At 65.8% G+C, this 19,567-nt stretch carries 10 protein-coding genes and 1 CRISPR repeat array; all 10 genes read right to left on the reverse strand.

The window, feature by feature from the left end; genetic code table 11:
* Positions 1 to 11 precede the first annotated feature (11 nt).
* Entirely contained in the window at positions 12 to 3,047 is a 3,036-nt protein-coding gene (locus tag E0L17_RS07610; protein ID WP_167930655.1) for a DUF7601 domain-containing protein, read from the reverse strand.
* 669 nt (positions 3,048 to 3,716) lie between these two features.
* A complete protein-coding gene (locus E0L17_RS07615; protein WP_167930656.1) occupies positions 3,717 to 4,103 on the reverse strand; it encodes a Rid family detoxifying hydrolase in 387 nt (128 codons plus the stop codon).
* Between the two features lie 99 nt (positions 4,104 to 4,202).
* Positions 4,203 to 5,588, reverse strand: coding sequence for a dihydropyrimidinase (gene hydA / locus E0L17_RS07620; protein WP_167930657.1), 1,386 nt, complete (start codon positions 5,586 to 5,588; stop codon positions 4,203 to 4,205).
* A 47-nt stretch (positions 5,589 to 5,635) separates the two neighbouring features.
* Complete coding sequence (locus tag E0L17_RS07625) at positions 5,636 to 6,601, reverse strand: NTP transferase domain-containing protein (protein WP_167930658.1); 966 nt, start codon at positions 6,599 to 6,601, stop codon at positions 5,636 to 5,638.
* Positions 6,602 to 6,810: 209 nt separating this feature from the next.
* Positions 6,811 to 7,752 (reverse strand): carbamate kinase, encoded by a 942-nt coding sequence (gene arcC, locus E0L17_RS07630; protein ID WP_167930659.1) that lies wholly within the window; start codon positions 7,750 to 7,752, stop codon positions 6,811 to 6,813.
* A gap of 74 nt (positions 7,753 to 7,826) precedes the next feature.
* Positions 7,827 to 9,029, reverse strand: coding sequence for a knotted carbamoyltransferase YgeW (gene ygeW, locus E0L17_RS07635; protein ID WP_167930660.1), 1,203 nt, complete (start codon positions 9,027 to 9,029; stop codon positions 7,827 to 7,829).
* Positions 9,030 to 9,138: 109 nt separating this feature from the next.
* A complete protein-coding gene (locus E0L17_RS07640) occupies positions 9,139 to 10,545 on the reverse strand; it encodes a YgeY family selenium metabolism-linked hydrolase (RefSeq protein ID WP_206109064.1) in 1,407 nt (468 codons plus the stop codon).
* A gap of 72 nt (positions 10,546 to 10,617) precedes the next feature.
* Positions 10,618 to 11,832, reverse strand: a complete 1,215-nt coding sequence (dpaL, locus tag E0L17_RS07645) for a diaminopropionate ammonia-lyase (protein ID WP_167930661.1) — start codon at positions 11,830 to 11,832, stop codon at positions 10,618 to 10,620.
* 747 nt (positions 11,833 to 12,579) lie between these two features.
* The gene (tnpA, locus tag E0L17_RS07650) at positions 12,580 to 13,098 is read right to left on the reverse strand and encodes an IS200/IS605 family transposase (protein WP_206109065.1); all 519 of its coding nucleotides are present in this window, start codon (positions 13,096 to 13,098) and stop codon (positions 12,580 to 12,582) included.
* Between the two features lie 807 nt (positions 13,099 to 13,905).
* Positions 13,906 to 19,122: a CRISPR direct-repeat array (repeat unit 29 nt; unit sequence GGGATCATCCCCGCATACGCGGGGAGCAC).
* Between the two features lie 82 nt (positions 19,123 to 19,204).
* On the reverse strand, positions 19,205 to 19,567 hold the full coding sequence (cas2e, locus tag E0L17_RS07655) for a type I-E CRISPR-associated endoribonuclease Cas2e (RefSeq protein ID WP_167930662.1): 363 nt from the start codon (positions 19,565 to 19,567) through the stop codon (positions 19,205 to 19,207).

The raw sequence follows: 19,567 nt of genomic DNA on the forward strand, positions 1-19,567 counted from the left end.
GATTCAATCGCTCAGCGAGAAGAACGCTTCCGCTGATGGAACCCATACGTGATGGCGGTCGCAGTGAGGGCGGCTCCGCCGAGGGTGAGGACGAGCACGCCCGGCCCGCCGGTGTCGGGCAGCTTGGGTCGCGTCGTGTTGGTGAAGAGAACGATACTGCCCTTGCCCTGGGCAATCGTGCCCACCGCTGTTTCAGACTGGGTCGTTGCATTCTGGTCAATCCTGTTGCTGACCGAGAAGCCGTCGGCACCTGTCTCCGTGATGGTGTACTCGGTCCCATGCTGCAGGTAGTCGATGATCACGTACTCGTTGGCCTTGAGCTTGAAGGTGCCCTCGCCGCCGGTCAGGAGCGAGCTTTCGATGCGCTTGCCCTGCGCGTCATAGCGGACGATCGAGTAGTCGGAGTTCTGGACCGGCAGAGTGTCGTGATCGATGGTGATGTCAAAGCTGAACTCGGCGCTGGTGTCGGCCGTGCCCACAACTTCCTTCTGAATCTTGAGCTGGCTGTTCTGGTACGACGGGGTAACCGAGGAGACAGACGGCAGCGTGAACTGCATGTAGCAGGTGGAGCCGGAGAGGCCGCGCTCGGTGTAGTAGAACTTGAGCGTGTGCTCGCCCTCGGTGCCCTTGGCGATGTAGTCCCACAGGTTCACGTATGCACCAACGGAGCTGTGAACGCCGCCGATGTCGCAGACGAGCTTGCCATCGAGGAAGACCCACATGTCGTCGTCACCGAAGAAGTAGTACTCCAGCGGGCCGACATAGTCCTCGGTCAGCTTGAACTTGACCTCGTACTGCATGCCGAACATGTTGTTGTGGGCTATGCCATCGTCGCTGGTCGGGTACATGTCGTTGCCACCGTAGCCAACATAGTCGCCACGATTATCATATTTGCCAGTAAGGCCATCCTTCCCGGGACGCCCATCCATCGGCCAGAAATTGTTAGTCCAAATATGAGTGTACGGATCCTTGCCGGGAGTCTGCGGGTTGTTGAAGTACTCCAGGCCGTCGAGACCAGCACCGTTGACGGAGCTCAGCGTGTAGGTATCACCCTCGCGGTTAAACCCAAGCGACCAGTCCGTATACGTAGACTTACCCGTTGCAGTCCCGTCGTCGAAAAGGTTGGGGGCGTCGACACCGGAAGCATAGATGATGTGGCCGTCCTTATCGAGGCCCGTTACCAGTCCAAACGTGCAGCCAAGAAGGCCATTGCCGGAGCGGTTGTACTGGTTGAGCGTATTGCCGTTCCAGGACTGATTGTGAAGGCCCGTGCCCGTGTTGGCGTTACCAAAGGCGAGCTTGGCACCAGAACCGGAGTAGTTGCTCCTACTGTTGATGCCGTGTGAACCATGCGTTCCGTCCCACGTAGTCCAGCCATCATCGGTGATGTCGTAGTCGTAGAACGTTGCGGCGTTTTCGTAGTTGCTCTTCGTCTGGTTGGCAACAAGGCGGATGACGGTGCCCTCCTTGATGAGGATGGTGTTCAGCTCATTGGCCTTGTCCGGGTTGTTGGTGAAGTGAAGCTCCGTCGCGTCGACGATGCCCTTCTTGACGTCCCAGTCGGCCTCGTTCGTGCTCGAGGGGTCCTTTCCGTCCTTGAGCACCCACACCTCATTGGCAGTGTAGTTACCGTTCTGACGGAAGATGTTCACGTACGGAAGGCTCGGCGCCTCGAAGTAGCTGTACTCGTTTTCGGTGTAGAGCTTGGTGAGCTCATTGTGCGTACGAATCTCACGCTTGCCGTTGCTGGCCTCAACGAGGTAGAGGCCAGTAGTTGCCGGATCGGTCCCGTTGACGGGAAGCTTGCCTCCCTGGTTGTTTCCACCGTTGCTCGTATCGATAATCTCAAGGTAGCCACCGGAGTCGCGGTCGGTGACCTCGAGGTTCGCGTAGTACTGCACGGTGAACTTCGGGTTGAGCGAGGAGCGCGCAACGAGCTGCAGCGCGGGCGCGGCGGCGTTGAGCGCGAGCGTCATCGTCGGGCGCTCGGTCGCGTCCTTCTCGACCATCACGGTGTCGAGCTCCTCGGCCTCGCTGCCCTCAGCGCTCTGGAGCGCGGTCAGGGCAACGCCGACCTCGGCCTCGTCGGACGTTTCCTCATCGGTCTCGATGGCGTTGGCCGCCTCCTGGAGCTTGTCGCTCGGAGTGACCTCGGCGGTCACCTCGCAGTCGGAGACGTCGAGGGCCTGGCCGTTGTAGACGAACTCGAACTCGAGGGCGGAGACGCTGATCACGCTCTCGGGATCGCTGTCCTCGACGTAGGCCTCGGCGGCCTGGTACGCGGGAGCGCTCGCGTCGAGGGCGGTCGTGTTCATGGTGAGGCCGTCGGACTCGGGAGCGGGCTCGGAGCCGTCGGCGACCGTGGCCTCGCCGGAGACCTTCACGGCGACGGTGTAGTCCTCCGCCTCATAGGTGAGGGTGTTGTCGAGGGCGACGGTGCCCTCGTTCTTCTCGCCCTCGGACTCCTCGGAGGCGGCGACGGTCTCGACCGGCTGCTCGGGGAGCAGGCCGTAGCCGAGGATGGCCCCGTCGTCCACGGGGTAGGTGTCGGAGGTAACGGTACCGTCCTCGTTGGCCTCGATGACGACGATCTGCGCGGGCGCGTCATCGGTGGCCGGGGTGACCTCGGACACGATGCCCATGGTCCCCGCGAGCGCCTGGCCGTCCGCGTCCTTCTCGTCACCGGCGAAGAAGACGATGTCGCCGGCGGCGGGCTCGTGGTCGGCCGGGGCGGCGTAGAGCTCGTCCTCGCTCTGCTGGAGGGCGTCGAGCCACGCCTGGGCGTCGTCGGCCTCGGGCATGCCCTCGACCCCGGCCGCGCTCAGGCAGTCGGAGACGAACTGGACGTTCCAGCCCTCGCTCGGGTCCACGACGGCGTCGAGCTGGCCCTCGGCCGCCTCGACGACGGCATCGGCCCAGGACGCGGAGGTCGCGGACTCGCCCGCGGCGGCGGGCTCCTCTGCGAGCGAGCTCGTGGGGGACGTCAGCGTATACGCAAAGCCCAGCACCGTCGCCAGGCAGAACGCCAGGAGCAGACCCCCTCCCATTGTCATTTTCTTGCGCAAGGCTCTCACAATGACACTCCCTTACTATCCGACCTGCCGTCGGGCAACGCGCCCTCGAGTATGCGTGCGTGAGTCTCTTATCATTTGATAATTAGACCCCCACCCACTTTTTATTGACCCCAACATCTTATAGCTCCATAAGCCTCAACTAACCCTAAATCTGCAAATTATTTTGAATTAGGTAGGAAACTTGCAGCTATATGACGTGATACCACTCGTATGCCATCGGGTATCTTTCCCGTTCATCGGCGTGCGGTCGGATTCAACTGGTATGTGAGGGGGGCCATAATACCTTGTGGGTCCGGGAAGGGTTTCACACTATGTCCACATGACTTATGACGTAACGTTTTTGCATGTTGTTAGGTGCGTCAATGCACGTGGAGACGGGAAAGGTAGCAGGACGCCTCACGCTCAGCCTTGAGGCGCCGCGGTGCATCTATACATACATGCATCCTATTTCCTGTACTTATCGAGCGTCGCTTGGTGCCGCTCGGATGAGGTTACGGCCGGGATTGGCGTTCAATTAACGTGCAGACAAGAAAAAGGGCGTCCCGCCTCCTCCTGATGCAACGTTACATTGCAAAATGCAAGAACGTTATTGCAGGAAAAGGAGGCGGGACGCCCTCGTTCGTGAGGCTCGGCCCTCGGGAGCTACAGGTAGGCCACGGCCTTGATCTCGACCTTGGCGGCCTTGGGCAGCGCGGCGACCTCGAAGGCGGCGCGGCTGGGGTACGGCGCGGCGAAGAACTCGCCGTAGACCTCGTTCATGGCGCCGAAGTCGGCGATGTCGTCCAGAAGGACGGTGACCTCGGCGACGTCGGCCATGGAGGCGCCGGCGGCCTCGAGGATGCTCTTGATGTTGGTCAGGCTCTGGCGCGTCTGGGCCTGGATGTCGTCGCCCGCGAACTCGCCGGTCGTGGGGTCGATCGGCAGCTGGCCGGACACGTGGATCGCGCGCGTGCCGGTCGCGGCCACGGCGGCGGAGTAGGGGCCGAGCGCCGCGGGCGCCTTGTCGGTGACGATTGCCTCGATTGCCATGTTCTTCTCCTTCTTCCGTGAGACAAGGGGGACAGGTTCCTTTGTCTCATTTCTTATTTAATGAGACAAAGGAACCTGTCCCCCTTGTCTCACTATCGACTATCTTGCCACGTAGCGGCCGGGGGTGGCGCCGGTGGGCTCTCCGTCGCGGGCCACGAGCTCGCCGCCCACGTAGACGAGGTGCGCACGACCGTGCGCCTCGAGGCCCTCCCACGGCGTGTAGTCCACGGCCTGGTGCTGGGTCGCCGCGCTGATGGTCCAGCGCGGCGACGGGTCCCACACGCAGACGTCAGCGGCGGCGCCCACGGCCAAACGGCCGCGCTCCGGCCACAGGCCGAACGTACGCGCCGGGCCCTCCGACAGCAGGCGGCAGAGCCCCTCGGGGCCGAGCTGGCCCTCGAAGGTCGTGGCCATCACGGCCGGGCGGTGCTCGATGCCGGGGCCGCCGTTGGGGATCTTGGTGAAGTCGCCGCCCTGGTCCGGCCGACCGCGGTCCTTCTGGCCGTGCAGGTTGAACGAGCAGTGGTCCGTCGCGATGGAGTCCACCTCGCCGGCGAGCACCGCGCCGCGCAGGACGCGCACGTCGGACGGCTTGCGCAGCGGCGGGCTCATAACGTACTTGGCGCCCGCGAAGCCGTCGTCGCCGTCCTCGAGGTAGCGCGTGTCGTCCAGCGTGAGGTACTGCGGGCAGGTCTCCACGTAGATGCCCCGCTGGCCGCGGGCGCGTGCGGCGCGCACGGCGAGAAGGCCGAGCTCCGTGGACAGGTGCACCACGTTCACCTTGGCGCCTGCGATCTTAGCCAGGTAGAGCAGGCGGGAGACGGCGTCCGCCTCGGCCTCGGCCGGGCGGGAGAGCGGGTGCCCCTCCGGGCCCGTGATGCCGGCCGCAAGCACCTGGCGCTGCAGCTCGTTCACCACGTCACCGTTCTCGCAGTGCACGCAGAGCACGGCGTCCAGGTCGCGCACGACCTCCAGGCAGCGGAGCGTCTCCGCGTCGGAGAGTCGCAGGTGGTCGTAGGCGAGGTAGGTCTTGAAGCTGCTCACGCCCGCCTCACGCATGCGGCGCATCTGGGCGGGGCTGTCCTCGCCCCACTCGGCGATGGCCATGTGGAAGCCGTAGTTGGCCGTGCAGCCGGCGCCGCTCTCCGCGCGCCTGTGCCACTCGGCCAGCGCCTCGTCCATCGTCACGCCGCGGTCAGCCGTGGCATAGTCCACGATGCACGTGGTGCCGCCGCAGGCAGCGGCGCGCGTGCCGGTCTCAAAGCTGTCGGCCGTCCAGTCCATGCCGGTCCAGCACTGCAGGTGCGTGTGAGCGTCGATGAAGCCGGGGAACACCCAGCAGCCGCTCACGTCCTCGACCTCATCGCCGGGCGCGGGCTCGATGTGAGCCGCCAGGCCCACGATCTTGTCGCCCCCCAGCGCGAGGTCGCCGCGGCGCAGGCCCTCCGGCGTGACCAGCGTGCCGTTTGCCAGAATCCTCCTCATCGGCCCTCCTTCCTCGTGAGACAAAGGGGACAGGTTCTTTTGTCTCATTATTTTTGAAATGAGACAAAAGAACCTGTCCCCTTTGTCTCACATTCGAGGCGCGCGAGGTCCTCGGGCGTGTCCACGTCGGCGAGCTCCCGCTCGTCGGCGGCCTCCACCAGGCGCACGCGACCCTCCAGCTCGGCGTGGCCGTCGAGAAGGACGCGCCCTCCCGTGTCGCCCTCCAGCCTTGCCAGCGCGCCGAGCGTGTCGTTTGGCCAGAGCACCGGGTTCGCCGCCCTGCCCCGCCACGCCAGGCGCACGATCGCCGTGGGCTCGTGCGTGAGCGCCGCGACCATCGAGCGCACGCTCTTCTCGCTAAGGAGCGGCTGGTCGCCGGTCACGAAGAGGCAGCCGGCGCGATGCCCCAGCGCCTCCAGGCCCGCGCGCATCGTGTCGCTCTTGAGCGGGCCCGCCGCGCGCACGCAGCGCACGCCGAGCCGCCGGCACAGCTCCTCGACCGCGTCCCAGCGCGTGACAACCACGACGTCCAGGAGGTCCGCCGGCAGCGCGGCGAGCGTGCGCTCGAGCACCGGCACGCCGGCCAGCGGAGCCACGAGCTTCTCGCCCGGCGCGCCGCCGAAGCGCGCGCCCTCGCCGGACGCCATGACCACGCAGCCCAGGCGCGGCACGTCGGCAAAGCCCGAGAAGCACGTCTCGTAGGACGCCGAGAGCGCCCAGCGGCTCGTGCGCTCGAACGCGCGGTAGCGCTCGATGAGCTCGCGCGCCTCGGCCGTGAGCTGGGACCCGCCTCCCCCGGATCCGCCCACGGTCCGCTCGGTGAGCGCAAAGCCGAAGGCGCGCTCCGCGTCGCGCACGAGGCGCGTGGCCTTGGTGTAGGCCATGCCCATCTCGATGGCCGCGGCGCGCAGGCTGCCCAGCTCGCCCACGCGCTCCAGCAGGTCGACGGGGCCGGGCCCGAAGACCCGGTGCCCGTCGTCACCCAGAAGATATGCCCTGAGGTCAGGCCTCATGCCCGCGCTTCACCGTCCTTCTTGCCGCGTCTTCGTTCTTCTCGCCGCGCCGTCTCTCGCCGTGTCGTCTCTCGCTGCGTCGGCGTTCTTCTCGCTCATTTTCGCGCAGAATCCGCAATGCGCGAACATCTCAACTGCGGCTATACGATATTGAAGCGGATTCTGCGCGATAATCGCGCGCCGGCGAGAAGAACCCGAGCTCAGCGACCCTACCCACGTACGATGGTACCCGTCTTCCCGGCGATGCCGTCGGCCGCGCGCTCGAGGAGCGTGATCAGCGACGAGCGGCCGGGCCCGGACTGCGCAAAGGCGAGCGCGGCCTGGACCTTGGGCAGCATCGAGCCGGGCGCGAACTGGCCCTCCTCGATGTAGCGCGCGGCCGTCTCGGGCGTGAGCTCGTCCAGCCACTGCTGGTCGGGCTTGCCAAAGTTCACGGCGACCTTCTCCACGGCCGTGAGGATCACCAGGAAGTCGGCGTCAAGCTGCTCGGCCAGGCGCGCCGCCGCGAAGTCCTTGTCGATGACCGCCGCGGCGCCCTTGAGGTGGTTGCCCTCGGTCTTGAACACGGGGATGCCGCCACCGCCGCAGGCCACCACGACGTGGTTGGTCTCCACGAGCGAGCGAATGGTGTCCAGCTCGACGATGCCCACCGGCCGCGGCGAGGCCACCACGCGGCGATACCCGCGCCCGGCGTCCTCCACCACCTCGTAGCCGCGCTCGGCGATCATGCGGTCAGCCTCCTCGCGCGTCATGAAGGCGCCGATCGGCTTGGTGGGGTTGGCAAAGGCGGGGTCGTTCGGGTCAACCTCGACCTGCGTGAGCACGGTGGCCGCGCCCACGTCGATCCCGCGGTCGAGCATCTCCTCGCGCAACGCGTTCTGCAGGTCGTAGCCGATGTAGCCCTGGCTCATGGCCACGCACACGGAGAGCGGGCACGGGATGTACTTCTCGGGGTCGGAGCGCGTGAGCTGCGTCATGGCCTCCTGGATCATGCCCACCTGCGGGCCGTTGCCGTGGGCAACCACGACCTCATTGCCCTGCTCGATGAGGTCCACGATCGCGCGCGCCGTGTGCTTGACCGCCTCCATCTGCTCGGGCAGGTTGTTGCCCAGGGCGTTGCCACCGAGGGCGATGACGATTCTCTTACCCATGGTTCCTCTCCTGAATAGAAAAGTTGCCTAAAAGGGGCCTGTCCCCTTTTAGGCAACTCTGGGGAATCGAGCGATTAGGCCTGGTTCCAGCGGGGCTTGGCCGCGGCCTCGAGCTCCGCGAGCGTGGCCACGGGGTCCTTGACCTTCTGGAGGAAGATCATGGCCGCGATGGCGTACGGCTTGTAGCTGGCCTCCTTGTACATGCCCACGCGGTGCATGTCAAAGACGTCCGCCATGACCTCGCCGTGCTCGCAGGAGACGCCGGAGATGTCGGCGGGCAGCGGGTGCATGTAGATCGTGTCGTCGCCGTGAGCGGTCTTGGCCATGAGCTCGCGCGTGGAGCACCAGTCCATGTGGGTGGCGTTCTGGGCGAGGAGCTCCTTCTCGAGCGCCTTGATGCCGGCGTCGTCGCCCTCGGCATAGAGGTTGGTGCGCTTCTCCATGGCGGCGTAGGGAGCCCAGCTCTTGGGGATGACGATGTCGGCGCCCTCGAAGGCCTCGGCCATGGTGTTCACCTGCTTGAAGGTGCAGCCGGACTCGGCGGCGTAGGCCTTGGCGGCCTCCACGCGGTCGCCCATGAGGTCGTAGCCCTCGGGGTGGGCCAGCGTGACGTCCATGCCAAAGCGCGGCAGCAGCGAGATGAGCGACTGCGGGCAGGAGAGCGGCTTGCCGTAGCTCGGGGAGTAGGCCCAGGTCACGGCCACCTTCTTGCCGCGGAGGTTCTCCAGGCCGCCAAACTCCTCGATGAGGTAGAGCATGTCGGCGGAGGACTGGGTCGGGTGGTCGGAGTCAGACTGCAGGGAGATGAGCGTGGGACGGTGGTCGAGCACGCCGTCCTTGTAGGCCTCGTCGACGGACTCGGCGACCTCGGCCATGTAGGCGTCGCCCTTGCCGATGTACATGTCGTCGCGGATGCCGATGACGTCGGCCATGAAGGAGATCATCGTGGCGGTCTCGCGGACGGTCTCGCCGTGGGCGATCTGGGACTTGCCCTCGTCGAGGTCCTGGAGCTGGAGGCCCAGCAGGTTCGTGGCCTTGGAGAACGAGAAGCGCGTGCGCGTGGAGTTGTCGCGGAAGAGCGAGACGGCGAGGCCGGAGTCGAAGATGCGCGAGGAGATGTTGCGCTCGCGGAGGTTGCGCAGGGCCGCGGCCACGGCGTAGAGCGCGCGCAGCTCGTCGGTGGTCTTGTCCCAGGTGTGCAGGAAGTCGGCGTTGTACATGCCGGAGAAGTCGTAGCCCTTGAGCTCGTCGAGAAGCGCGGAGAAGTCCTTGGCCATTGTCATTTCCTTTCTGCGTGCAAAAGGGACAGTCACTTTTGCACGGTCCGATTCTTCGGTTCTGGGGGCGTGCAAAAGTGACTGTCCCTTTTGCACGCCCCGCGCATCGCTACTGGATGTCGTTGTCGGTGGCGCCAGCGCGGAAGACGGTGACGTCGCCGGTCTTCTTGGACGGGTCGTAGAGGTTGAGCGCGGCGGTGTAGAGCGCGGCGCAGGTCACGAGGTCCTGCTTGTAGGTAACCTCGTTGGGCGCGTGCGCCTGGCTCTCGGCGCCGGGGCCAAAGCCCACGCACGGAATGCCATAGCGGCCCTGAATGGACACGCAGTTCGTGGAGAAGGTCCACTTGTCGGTCAGCGGACGGCCGCCGCGCTTGTCCATGGACGGCTCGCAGCCGATGCGCTCGTCGCCGTACAGCGCGTGGTGCGCGTCAACGAGGGCCTGGACGTGAGCGGCGCTCTCGGCGTTGATCCACGTGGGGAAGTACGCCTCGGTCTCGTAGACGGTGCCCTTCCAGCTCGGGCGGTCGTACATGTACATGGAGACCTTGACGTCGTCGCCGTACTTCTTGACGCTCGGCAGATCGCGGATCTCCTGGAGGCAGGAGTCCCAGGTCTCGCCGGCGGTCATGCGGCGGTCGATGGAGATCGCGCAGCTATCGGCCACGGCGCAGCGGCTGGGCGAGGTGTAGAAGATCTGGCTCACGGTGCAGGTGCCGCGGCCCAGGAAGCGGGCGTCCTCGAAGTGCTCCGGGTTGTACTTGGGGTCGAGCATCTTGACGAGGCCCTTGATGTCGGTGGACTCGTCGCAGCCGTTGTTGTTGAGGGCGCGGACGTCGGCGATGATGTCGGCCATCTTGTAGATGGCGTTGTCGCCGCGGTCGGGCGCAGAGCCGTGGCAGGAGACGCCGTGCACGTCAACGCGAATCTCCATGCGGCCACGGTGGCCACGGTAGATGCCGCCGTCGGTGGGCTCGGTGGAGATCACGAACTCGATCTTCTCGCGCGCGTCCTCCGGGCCGTCGAAGTACTTGTTGACGATGTACTGCCAGCACATGCCGTCGCAGTCCTCCTCCTGGACGGAGCCCACGACCATGATCTTGTAGCCCTCGGGGATGAGGCCGAGGTCCTTCATCATCTTGGCGGCGTACGTCGCGGAGGCCATGCCGCCCTCCTGGTCGGAGCCGCCGCGGCCGTAGATGAGCTCGTCGGTCTCGTAGCCCTCGTAGGGATCGGCCTCCCAGTTGTCACGGTTGCCGATGCCCACGGTGTCGATGTGCGAGTCGATGGCGATGATCTTGTCGCCCTCGCCCATCCAGCCGATGACGTTGCCCAGGCCGTCGACCTCGACCTTGTCAAAGCCGAGCTTCTCCATCTCGGCCTTGATGCAGGCCACGACCTCGCCCTCCTCGCAGGACTCGCTCGGGTGGGAGATCATGGCGCGCAGAAACGCGGTCATGTCCTTGCCGTACGCCTCCGCCGCGCTCTTGATCTGCTCGAAATCCAGTTCCTTGGCCATTTTGCTTACGTCCTTTCTGACGCCCTCGTTACCAGTCTTCTGCCGAGAAGAACCTGTTCTTCTCGCTCTCCCCTACTCGGCGGGGTACGCGCCGTCCCACACCACGCGACGGTAGTTCACCGGGTCCGTGTCGCCCTCGGTCGAGAAGAGCAGCACGGAGCTCTCCGCGGTGAGACCGATGGCCTCGCGGAGCTCGGCGTACTCGTCGGACTCCATGAGGGTCGTGACCAGGCCCGCGCCCACGGCGCCGGACTCGCCGGAGATGACGCGCGGGTCGCCCTTCTTGGGGGCGCCGAGCACGCGCATGCCCTTGGCTGCCACCCAGTTGGGGCAGCTCACGAACACGGACACGTGGTTGCGCAGGATGTCCCAGCCCAGCGTGTTGGGCTCGCCGCAGGCCAGGCCCGCCATGATCGTGGGCATGTCGCCGTCCACGATGCGCGGGTCGCCGTCGCCGGCGAGGGCGCCCTTGTAGAGGCAGGCCGCAGTGTCGGCCTCCATTACCACGAAGGTGGGCGGGTTGTCGGGGAAGAGGTTGGTGAAGTAGCCCACAACGCCGCCGGCCAGGCTGCCGACGCCGGCCTGCACGAAGACGTGCGTCGGGCGCTCCACGCCGGCCGCCGCGTACTGCTCGGCCGCCTCGGAGGCCATGGTGCCGTAGCCCTCCATGATCCAGGACGGGATCTCCTCGTAGCCGTCCCAGGCGGTGTCCTGGACGATGACGCCGTTCTCGCAGGCCTCAGCCTCGGCGGCGGCCATGCGGACGCACTCGTCATAGTTGACGTCCTCAATGGTGACCTCGGCGCCCTCGGCGGCGATGTTGTCAAAGCGGCTCTTCACGCTGCCCTTGGGCATGTGCACGACGGCCTTCTGGCCCAGCTTGTTGGCGGCCCAGGCCACGCCGCGGCCGTGGTTGCCGTCCGTAGCGGTGAAGAAGGTGGCCTGGCCGAAGTCGCGCGCGAGCTCGTCGCTCGTAAGGTAGTCGTAGGTCATCTCGGAGACCGGGCGGCCGATCTTGCCCGCGATGTAGTTGGCCATGGCGAAGGAGCCGCCGAGCACCTTGAAGGCGTTGAGGCCAAAGCGGTAGGACTCGTCCTTCACGGCCAGGTTCTTGAGGCCGAGCTCGCCCGCCAGCGCGTCCAGCTTGGCGAGCGGGGTGACGTCGTACTGCGGGAAGCTCTGGTGGAAGCTGCGCGCCGCCTCCACGTTCTCGAGGGACATGATGCCGAGGTGGCGATCGTCGCTCTTAGGCATCTTGTTGGCGACCCACTTGATCTTCTCGCTCAACGCTTCCTCCTTGTGCTCTGGCGGCTTTCCCGCCTGCGCTCTCGCGCTTGCCGTGCTTTCCGTACTTGCCAACTTTTTGTCTGGTATCCAAACAAAATGTTTGTTAGCCCATATATTCCCACTTTTCAAGCGTGTTTCAAGAGGAAATTTTGCGGTGTCGCAGACGGTACGTTTGCGGCTGCGAACGGCATGCCGAGAAGGACCACTCCACGACCAGTGCACGGCGCGTTCGTTCGGCTTGGCTGCCGCGCTCGGGCGGGCGGTCGGCCGGCCCCCCAACCGGCACTCCCGGCCGGCACTCATGAGTGCCGGCTCTCCCGCCATCCCCAGCCGGCACTTCTCGCCAAACGCCGAGAATCAGCCGGCACTTCTGTCAGAAACCCCTCACCCTTGCCGGCACTCCTTGCGGGCACTCATAAGTGCCGGCTGGCGAGAAGGACGTCGGGCTGGTTGATTATCTGGGGTTCCTGTCCCATCAACCTTCCGAATCTGCTGAGAGCTCTTCCATGGATGTTCCGCCGTGCGTCACACCTCGATACTGCAGTACAACCGCCATCAGCAAAGATACGCAGTCGGAGCTTAACCGTACCCCCTACAAGAAAATCACGACCACCCGCATAGCGGGTGGTTTGCTCTTAGGGTATAACCCTAGGGTCCCAGGCCAGGGGCTCAAGCCCCTGGCCTGAACTGGCGTTCAGGCCCGATAGCCCCTTGACTCGTGGCGGGCCGGTCGAACCGGCGGCGCGCCTACTTCCTGTTCTGCGGGCCCCTCGCGAAGGGGTCCTCGTACTCCTTGACGCTCAGCCTGTCCTGGGCGATGTCGGCGCGCTCCTGCTCCCGTATGTACTTCGCGATCGTCGCCTCGTTGAGCCCGACGGTGGAGACGCAGTGGCCCTCCGCCCAGAACCTCCTGTTCCCGAACTCGTGCTTGAGGTTCGCGCGCCGGTCGAACATGAGCAGCGAGCTCTTCCCCTTCAGGTACCCCATGAAGCTCGACACGCTGATCTTGGGCGGGATGCCGGCCGGCATGCGCGCGTGGTCGGGCATCAGGTGACCCTCTATGATCTCGACGCCCTTCCACTGGCACAGCTGCCTGAGAATCTCCCCCAGGTCCTTGCGGTATTGGTTGTAGATGACCTTCCTTCTATACTTTGGTGCGAACACGATGTGGTACTTGCAGAGCCACTTCGTGTGCGCGAGGCTGTTGGCCTTCTGGGCCACGGCAATCACCTTCCCCTCGGGGCCGGCGACCTGAACAATCACCATGCTAGAGGGGAGGGTGTTTTGTTGCGTAGCAATTGGTGCCCTCCACCCGCTGAGCGGGTGGTTTTCTGTGCCGCGCGTACCGCGCGGCACGGGCTAAAGCCCATGAAAGAGGGGGCCACGCGAGACGGGCCCCTCATCAGGAACATCTCCACTCGTGCGGGGAGCACACCACGGTGGAGATCGGTTACTACAACGGCCAGGGATCATCCCCGCATGCGCGGGGAGCACGCCGCCGCCCACGCCCAGTCCCGGTCGGCGTTGGGATCATCCCCGCATACGCGGGGAGCACTATGGGCGCACGTCGGCCGCTCCGAGGTCGTCGGAATCATCCCCGCATGCGCGGGGAGCACCAGGACGGCGACACGCCGGCGTCCCAGCCGCAGGGATCATCCCCGCATACGCGGGGAACACTTGGCAATCTTGGCGCCAGAGACGGAGCGCGCGGGATCATCCCCGCATACGCGGGGACACGAGTTCGGAGGGCGAGACCTCATCTCCGACGTGGAATCATCCCCGCATACGCGGGGAACACCCACGAAGGTCGCTGATGCCGTGAGCGTCCCGAGAATCATCCCCGCATACGCGGGGAGCACCGTCGAATGGCCGATGCGTAGCCCTCCAAGGTGGGATCATCCCCGCATACGCGGGGAGCACCAGTACGCCTCCGGGGACGTCACGATCGGGACGGGATCATCCCCGCATACGCGGGGAGCACCCGGTTATGCGGTCGTACAGGCTGCGGACGCCGGGATCATCCCGCATACGCGGGGAGCACCCGAGCATGGCCTCGGTGCGGTAGCAGACCTGGGGATCATCCCCGCATACGCGGGGAGCACGACCTCGACTGCGCGACGCTGTCCACCGGGCCAGGATCATCCCCGCATACGCGGGGAGCACGCGACCTTCTGCGAGTGGCCGTGGATGGCCGAGGGATCATCCCCGCATACGCGGGGAGCACGCCTGCTCGGTCTTCTCGCAGCCGAACGTCGCGGGATCATCCCCGCATACGCGGGGAGCACGTCGCGAAGTCGTTGAGGTCGCCGCCCACGGCGGGATCATCCCCGCATACGCGGGGAGCACTACGGGCGCCTACAGGAGCTTCTGGATGACAAGGGATCATCCCCGCATACGCGGGGAGCACTGCATTAGCGCGCCGGTGCCGATGGTCACCGAGGGATCATCCCCGCATACGCGGGGAGCACAAGACGTAGCTCCCCTCCCCCACGATCGCCGCGGGATCATCCCCGCATACGCGGGGAGCACCGCATCGTGGAGAGCCATCCCGCGATCGAGTCGGGATCATCCCCGCATACGCGGGGAGCACGAGATGAGCTGGTTGACGGTCGACTTGAGCGCGGGATCATCCCCGCATACGCGGGGAGCACGCCGGGGCCTTGAGCGCCTTGGTCTTGGCGGTGGGATCATTCCCGCATACGCGGGGAGCACTCCTGATCACCGAGCTGGCCGTGGGTGCTGTGGGGATCATCCCCGCATACGCGGGGAGCACCACGATGATGCCGCCCGCAGGCGCGAGCAGGCAGGGATCATCCCCGCATACGCGGGGAGCACGGCCACATGGGCGTAGACGAGTACGAGGCCGAGGGATCATCCCCGCATACGCGGGGAGCACTGCGCGCGCAGTGGGACGGCGAGCCGGTGGCGAGGATCATCCCCGCATACGCGGGGAGCACTCCTTCCGCTTCCTTCTCATCTGTCCCCTCCGGGGATCATCCCCGCATACGCGGGGAGCACCGCATGTGCGCGCTCTTCGGGTGCTCTGCGACGGGATCATCCCCGCATACGCGGGGAGCACGCATACCCCCGATGCTTCGGCGTCGGGGGGTAGGATCATCCCCGCATACGCGGGGAGCACTCGTGGCCGGAGAGCGTGGTGCCCTTGCGGGGGGGGGATCATCCCCGCATACGCGGGGAGCACCAGGCGACCTCGTCCGTCCCGACGCCGGGGAAGGGATCATCCCCGCATACGCGGGGAGCACCCCGCCGTGGCCCCGGTGCCGACGCCCGCCCGGGGATCATCCCCGCATACGCGGGGAGCACTAGCAGTCCTCGGCGTGCTCGCGCTCAATCTGGGGATCATCCCCGCATACGCGGGGAGCACTCGAAAGGCGATGACGAGCCGACGCTCGACTGGGGATCATCCCCGCATACGCGGGGAGCACGACGGCGTGTTTCGACGCCTCTACTTTCTCCCGGGATCATCCCCGCATACGCGGGGAGCACCGAACATCTCATCAGTCATCAAGCCACCTCCCGGGATCATCCCCGCATACGCGGGGAGCACCGGTTTTCATCGTCTTTCTCGTCTGCATGGGGAGGATCATCCCCGCATACGCGGGGAGCACGCCCTGCTCGACTGGCAGAAGATGGCGTCCCCGGGATCATCCCCGCATACGCGGGGAGCACATCATCACGTCGCCGTCCGCGACCACGAGCGTGGGATCATCCCCGCATACGCGGGGAGCACGCGACAAGGCCGCTCGCCGTGCCCGTGAGAATGGGATCATCCCCGCATACGCGGGGAGCACTTCTTCCACGTGCTGGCGGGCAAAGCGCGGAAGGGATCATCCCCGCATACGCGGGGAGCACTTCTTCCACGTGCTGGCGGGCAAAGCGCGGAAGGGATCATCCCCGCATACGCGGGGAGCACAGACCAGTTTCATCGGTTCTGAGCGTCACTCCGGGATCATCCCCGCATACGCGGGGAGCACTACAACCCCAGCACAGGGAACATCGGCGTGGGAGGATCATCCCCGCATACGCGGGGAGCACCGAGGCCACTGGCGGAGCCGTCAAGCTGACCAGGATCATCCCCGCATACGCGGGGAGCACGCGAACATGTTGCGCTGCCAGAGGTTGATGGTAGGATCATCCCCGCATACGCGGGGAGCACCCGTCCTGCGAGAAGACGTGCGCGGTGGGCTGGGGATCATCCCCGCATACGCGGGGAGCACCACCGCCTCGTGCTTGGTCTCGACGCTATGCAAGGATCATCCCCGCATACGCGGGGAGCACGTTGGCGATCGGCTCACGACCTCCATGGGCGAGGGATCATCCCCGCATACGCGGGGAGCACAGTTCACCGTCGCAACAGCGGCGATAGCGGCCGGGATCATCCCCGCATACGCGGGGAGCACGCGGGAGAGCTTCTTTCTGCGCTCTTCGACGAGGGATCATCCCCGCATACGCGGGGAGCACAGGCCGGTGATGGCGTAGTACTCGTAGCCGGTGGGATCATCCCCGCATACGCGGGGAGCACGCCGTCGGGGCCGGCTCGGTCGTGATGGACGCGGGATCATCCCCGCATACGCGGGGAGCACCATATCCGGTGAACCTGTTGTGCTTCTTGCGCAGGATCATCCCCGCATACGCGGGGAGCACGACTCGAACCTCGTGCCGCGCGCCTTGCTCCTGGGATCATCCCCGCATACGCGGGGAGCACGAGGGCGCGGACAGCTCAGCGCCAACGGTGAGGGGATCATCCCCGCATACGCGGGGAGCACCCGTAACGCTATTTCCTCTCCAAAATATACGAAGGATCATCCCCGCATACGCGGGGAGCACCGCTCGGTCGCCATCAACGAGACCGACGGGAAGGGATCATCCCCGCATACGCGGGGAGCACCGCTAATTTCGTTCGGTAAGGTCATTTGGTTCGGGATCATCCCCGCATACGCGGGGAGCACGTCGGGACTCACGGCATCCGTCTCGATGTCGTAGGATCATCCCCGCATACGCGGGGAGCACGCTGCCTGTCGGTACTAACCATCGCAGCCACGGGGATCATCCCCGCATACGCGGGGAGCACCCGCTCCGGTCGTTGACGTGGCAGACGCTGATAGGATCATCCCCGCATACGCGGGGAGCACCCAGAGGTGTCGGCACGAGGCCGTCTGAGTCTGGGATCATCCCCGCATACGCGGGGAGCACTTGCCCTCGGGGTCGGTCACGGAGAGCGAGCCGGGATCATCCCCGCATACGCGGGGAGCACATCGACTCGTGCGGCGGCGACGTGTACGAGGGGGGATCATCCCCGCATACGCGGGGAGCACCCCGCGGAGGCGAGGTCGAAGCTCGTGATCTTGGGATCATCCCCGCATACGCGGGGAGCACGCCTCGGCGAGCTGCGCGTAGTTGTCGACCCCGGGATCATCCCCGCATACGCGGGGAGCACTGCGATCCGACGCCCACGAAGGCTGCCTGGAGGGGATCATCCCCGCATACGCGGGGAGCACCGTCTGGCAGGAGCAGACGAGAAATTCCTGAGGGGATCATCCCCGCATACGCGGGGAGCACGTACCCGTGCCCTAAGCCACCGTGCTCGTCATAGGATCATCCCCGCATACGCGGGGAGCACCGCCATGGAGCCACTCGAGAACGTCGCGACGTAGGATCATCCCCGCATACGCGGGGAGCACCGCGTCTCCACCATCACCAAGATTTCCAAGGTAGGATCATCCCCGCATACGCGGGGAGCACAGCGACCCCACGTCTCCGAGCGCGCCGAGGATGAGGGATCATCCCCGCATACGCGGGGAGCACGCATTCAAGATTGATGCGCCGTCTCGCGTCGCGGGATCATCCCCGCATACGCGGGGAGCACCGGTCCACACGGCCCTCGGTCTCGTGTCGCGCGGGATCATCCCCGCATACGCGGGGAGCACGCGACCTTCTGGCTGTGGCCGTGGATGGCCGAGGGATCATCCCCGCATACGCGGGGAGCACCCTCTGTCATAGAAGGGACGCATACATGGAATGGGATCATCCCCGCATACGCGGGGAGCACGTGGTGCCCGGCCCCATGCGCTGTCCGCGCCGAGGATCATCCCCGCATACGCGGGGAGCACCCATCGTGGCGGTGCCGCTCGCGATGGGCGGAGGGATCATCCCCGCATACGCGGGGAGCACTATATCCAGTCGGCGGCCGGCTGCGGGTAGAGGGGATCATCCCCGCATACGCGGGGAGCACTCGGCAATCGGCGCGAGGCGCTTCGAGAAGCCGGGATCATCCCCGCATACGCGGGGAGCACAAGGAGGTGTTCTGCGGCTTGGGCTTGGGCGCGGGATCATCCCCGCATACGCGGGGAGCACGTCAACGGCGGGGCCGTCGAGTTCACGCTGGAGGGATCATCCCCGCATACGCGGGGAGCACATGTCGCGGCCGTGGACCGCCCTGTACACCTCGGGATCATCCCCGCATACGCGGGGAGCACATAGCGAGCCTCGACGGGGGCCCCGACGTGCAGGGATCATCCCCGCATACGCGGGGAGCACTTGACTGACGCGATGGGACCGAGTGAGTTGGCAGGATCATCCCCGCATACGCGGGGAGCACTAGAGCGTCCCCGGCCGGTTGGTGGAAAGGCCGGGATCATCCCCGCATACGCGGGGAGCACGGCCAGACCTGCGCGAAGTCGCCCATGGGGATGGGATCATCCCCGCATACGCGGGGAGCACCCGTCGCGCGAGACGTCCAGCCCGTACGCTTCGGGATCATCCCCGCATACGCGGGGAGCACGGGCAGGACGAGACCCGCAAGGAAAACGGAAAGGGATCATCCCCGCATACGCGGGGAGCACTCCCGGAGCGCCTCGCGGACGCGCTCCCTGAAGGGATCATCCCCGCATACGCGGGGAGCACACGAAGTGCGAGAGGGCCTTCGAGAAGCTCGTGGGATCATCCCCGCATACGCGGGGAGCACACGTCCTGATAGCCGTCGCCGAGGACGAGCATGGGATCATCCCCGCATACGCGGGGAGCACAAGCCCCGGGCGGCCTCGTGCCGCTCGGGGCTAGGATCATCCCCGCATACGCGGGGAGCACGCGAGGTAGGACTCGGCCCCGAGGTCGCGCGAGGGATCATCCCCGCATACGCGGGGAGCACGGGTCGACCGACATGTCGAGGTAGGCCGCAGCGGGATCATCCCCGCATACGCGGGGAGCACTTCGCCGACGTCGCGGGCATGTCCGCCGAGGAGGGATCATCCCCGCATACGCGGGGAGCACAGTAATCTACCTGCAAGCCTACCAGATGTTCTGCAGCAACTGATTCACTTTCTTCGACCGTCACGAGGTACCGTGTCCGCCGTTAGCGCGAACGAAACTTATGCGCTTTGCGGTGCTTCGACGCGCTGCTCCATCCCGTCGGAAGCGAGCCCATGAGGGTAGCGCCATCCGTACCAACAGGGCGCTTGATGAGCTTCAGCCCCTCGCAGTCGACCGGAGCCCAATCCGGTTGGAACACCTCAAACTCCAAATGCTGCTCATTGCGTGCGCTGTACACCATGATCGCCCTGCCAGACTTCACAAACGAGCAAACCCTCTGCCACAGCCTCTCCCTCACGCGTGCGGAGAGGCGCCCGACAAACACACCGGGCGCAATCTCCAAGAGCCAGCGAGTCAAATCCCCTCGAGCTCCCGGCGGACACGCGGTCAACACCATGACAACCAT

The sequence above is a fragment of the Olsenella sp. SW781 genome, assembly GCF_012027725.1.
Taxonomy (GTDB): domain Bacteria; phylum Actinomycetota; class Coriobacteriia; order Coriobacteriales; family Atopobiaceae; genus Thermophilibacter.

Excerpts from the sequence above, each read along its gene's own strand:
- E0L17_RS07610 (WP_167930655.1), bottom strand. The coding sequence starts at position 3,047 with ATGGGAGGGGGTCTGCTCCTGGCGTTCTGCCTGGCGACGGTGCTGGGC.
- E0L17_RS07615 (WP_167930656.1), bottom strand. The coding sequence starts at position 4,103 with ATGGCAATCGAGGCAATCGTCACCGACAAGGCGCCCGCGGCGCTCGGC.
- hydA (WP_167930657.1), bottom strand. The coding sequence starts at position 5,588 with ATGAGGAGGATTCTGGCAAACGGCACGCTGGTCACGCCGGAGGGCCTG.
- E0L17_RS07625 (WP_167930658.1), bottom strand. The coding sequence starts at position 6,601 with ATGAGGCCTGACCTCAGGGCATATCTTCTGGGTGACGACGGGCACCGG.
- arcC (WP_167930659.1), bottom strand. The coding sequence starts at position 7,752 with ATGGGTAAGAGAATCGTCATCGCCCTCGGTGGCAACGCCCTGGGCAAC.
- ygeW (WP_167930660.1), bottom strand. The coding sequence starts at position 9,029 with ATGGCCAAGGACTTCTCCGCGCTTCTCGACGAGCTCAAGGGCTACGAC.
- E0L17_RS07640 (WP_206109064.1), bottom strand. The coding sequence starts at position 10,545 with ATGGCCAAGGAACTGGATTTCGAGCAGATCAAGAGCGCGGCGGAGGCG.
- tnpA (WP_206109065.1), bottom strand. The coding sequence starts at position 13,098 with ATGGTGATTGTTCAGGTCGCCGGCCCCGAGGGGAAGGTGATTGCCGTG.
- cas2e (WP_167930662.1), bottom strand. The coding sequence starts at position 19,567 with ATGGTTGTCATGGTGTTGACCGCGTGTCCGCCGGGAGCTCGAGGGGAT.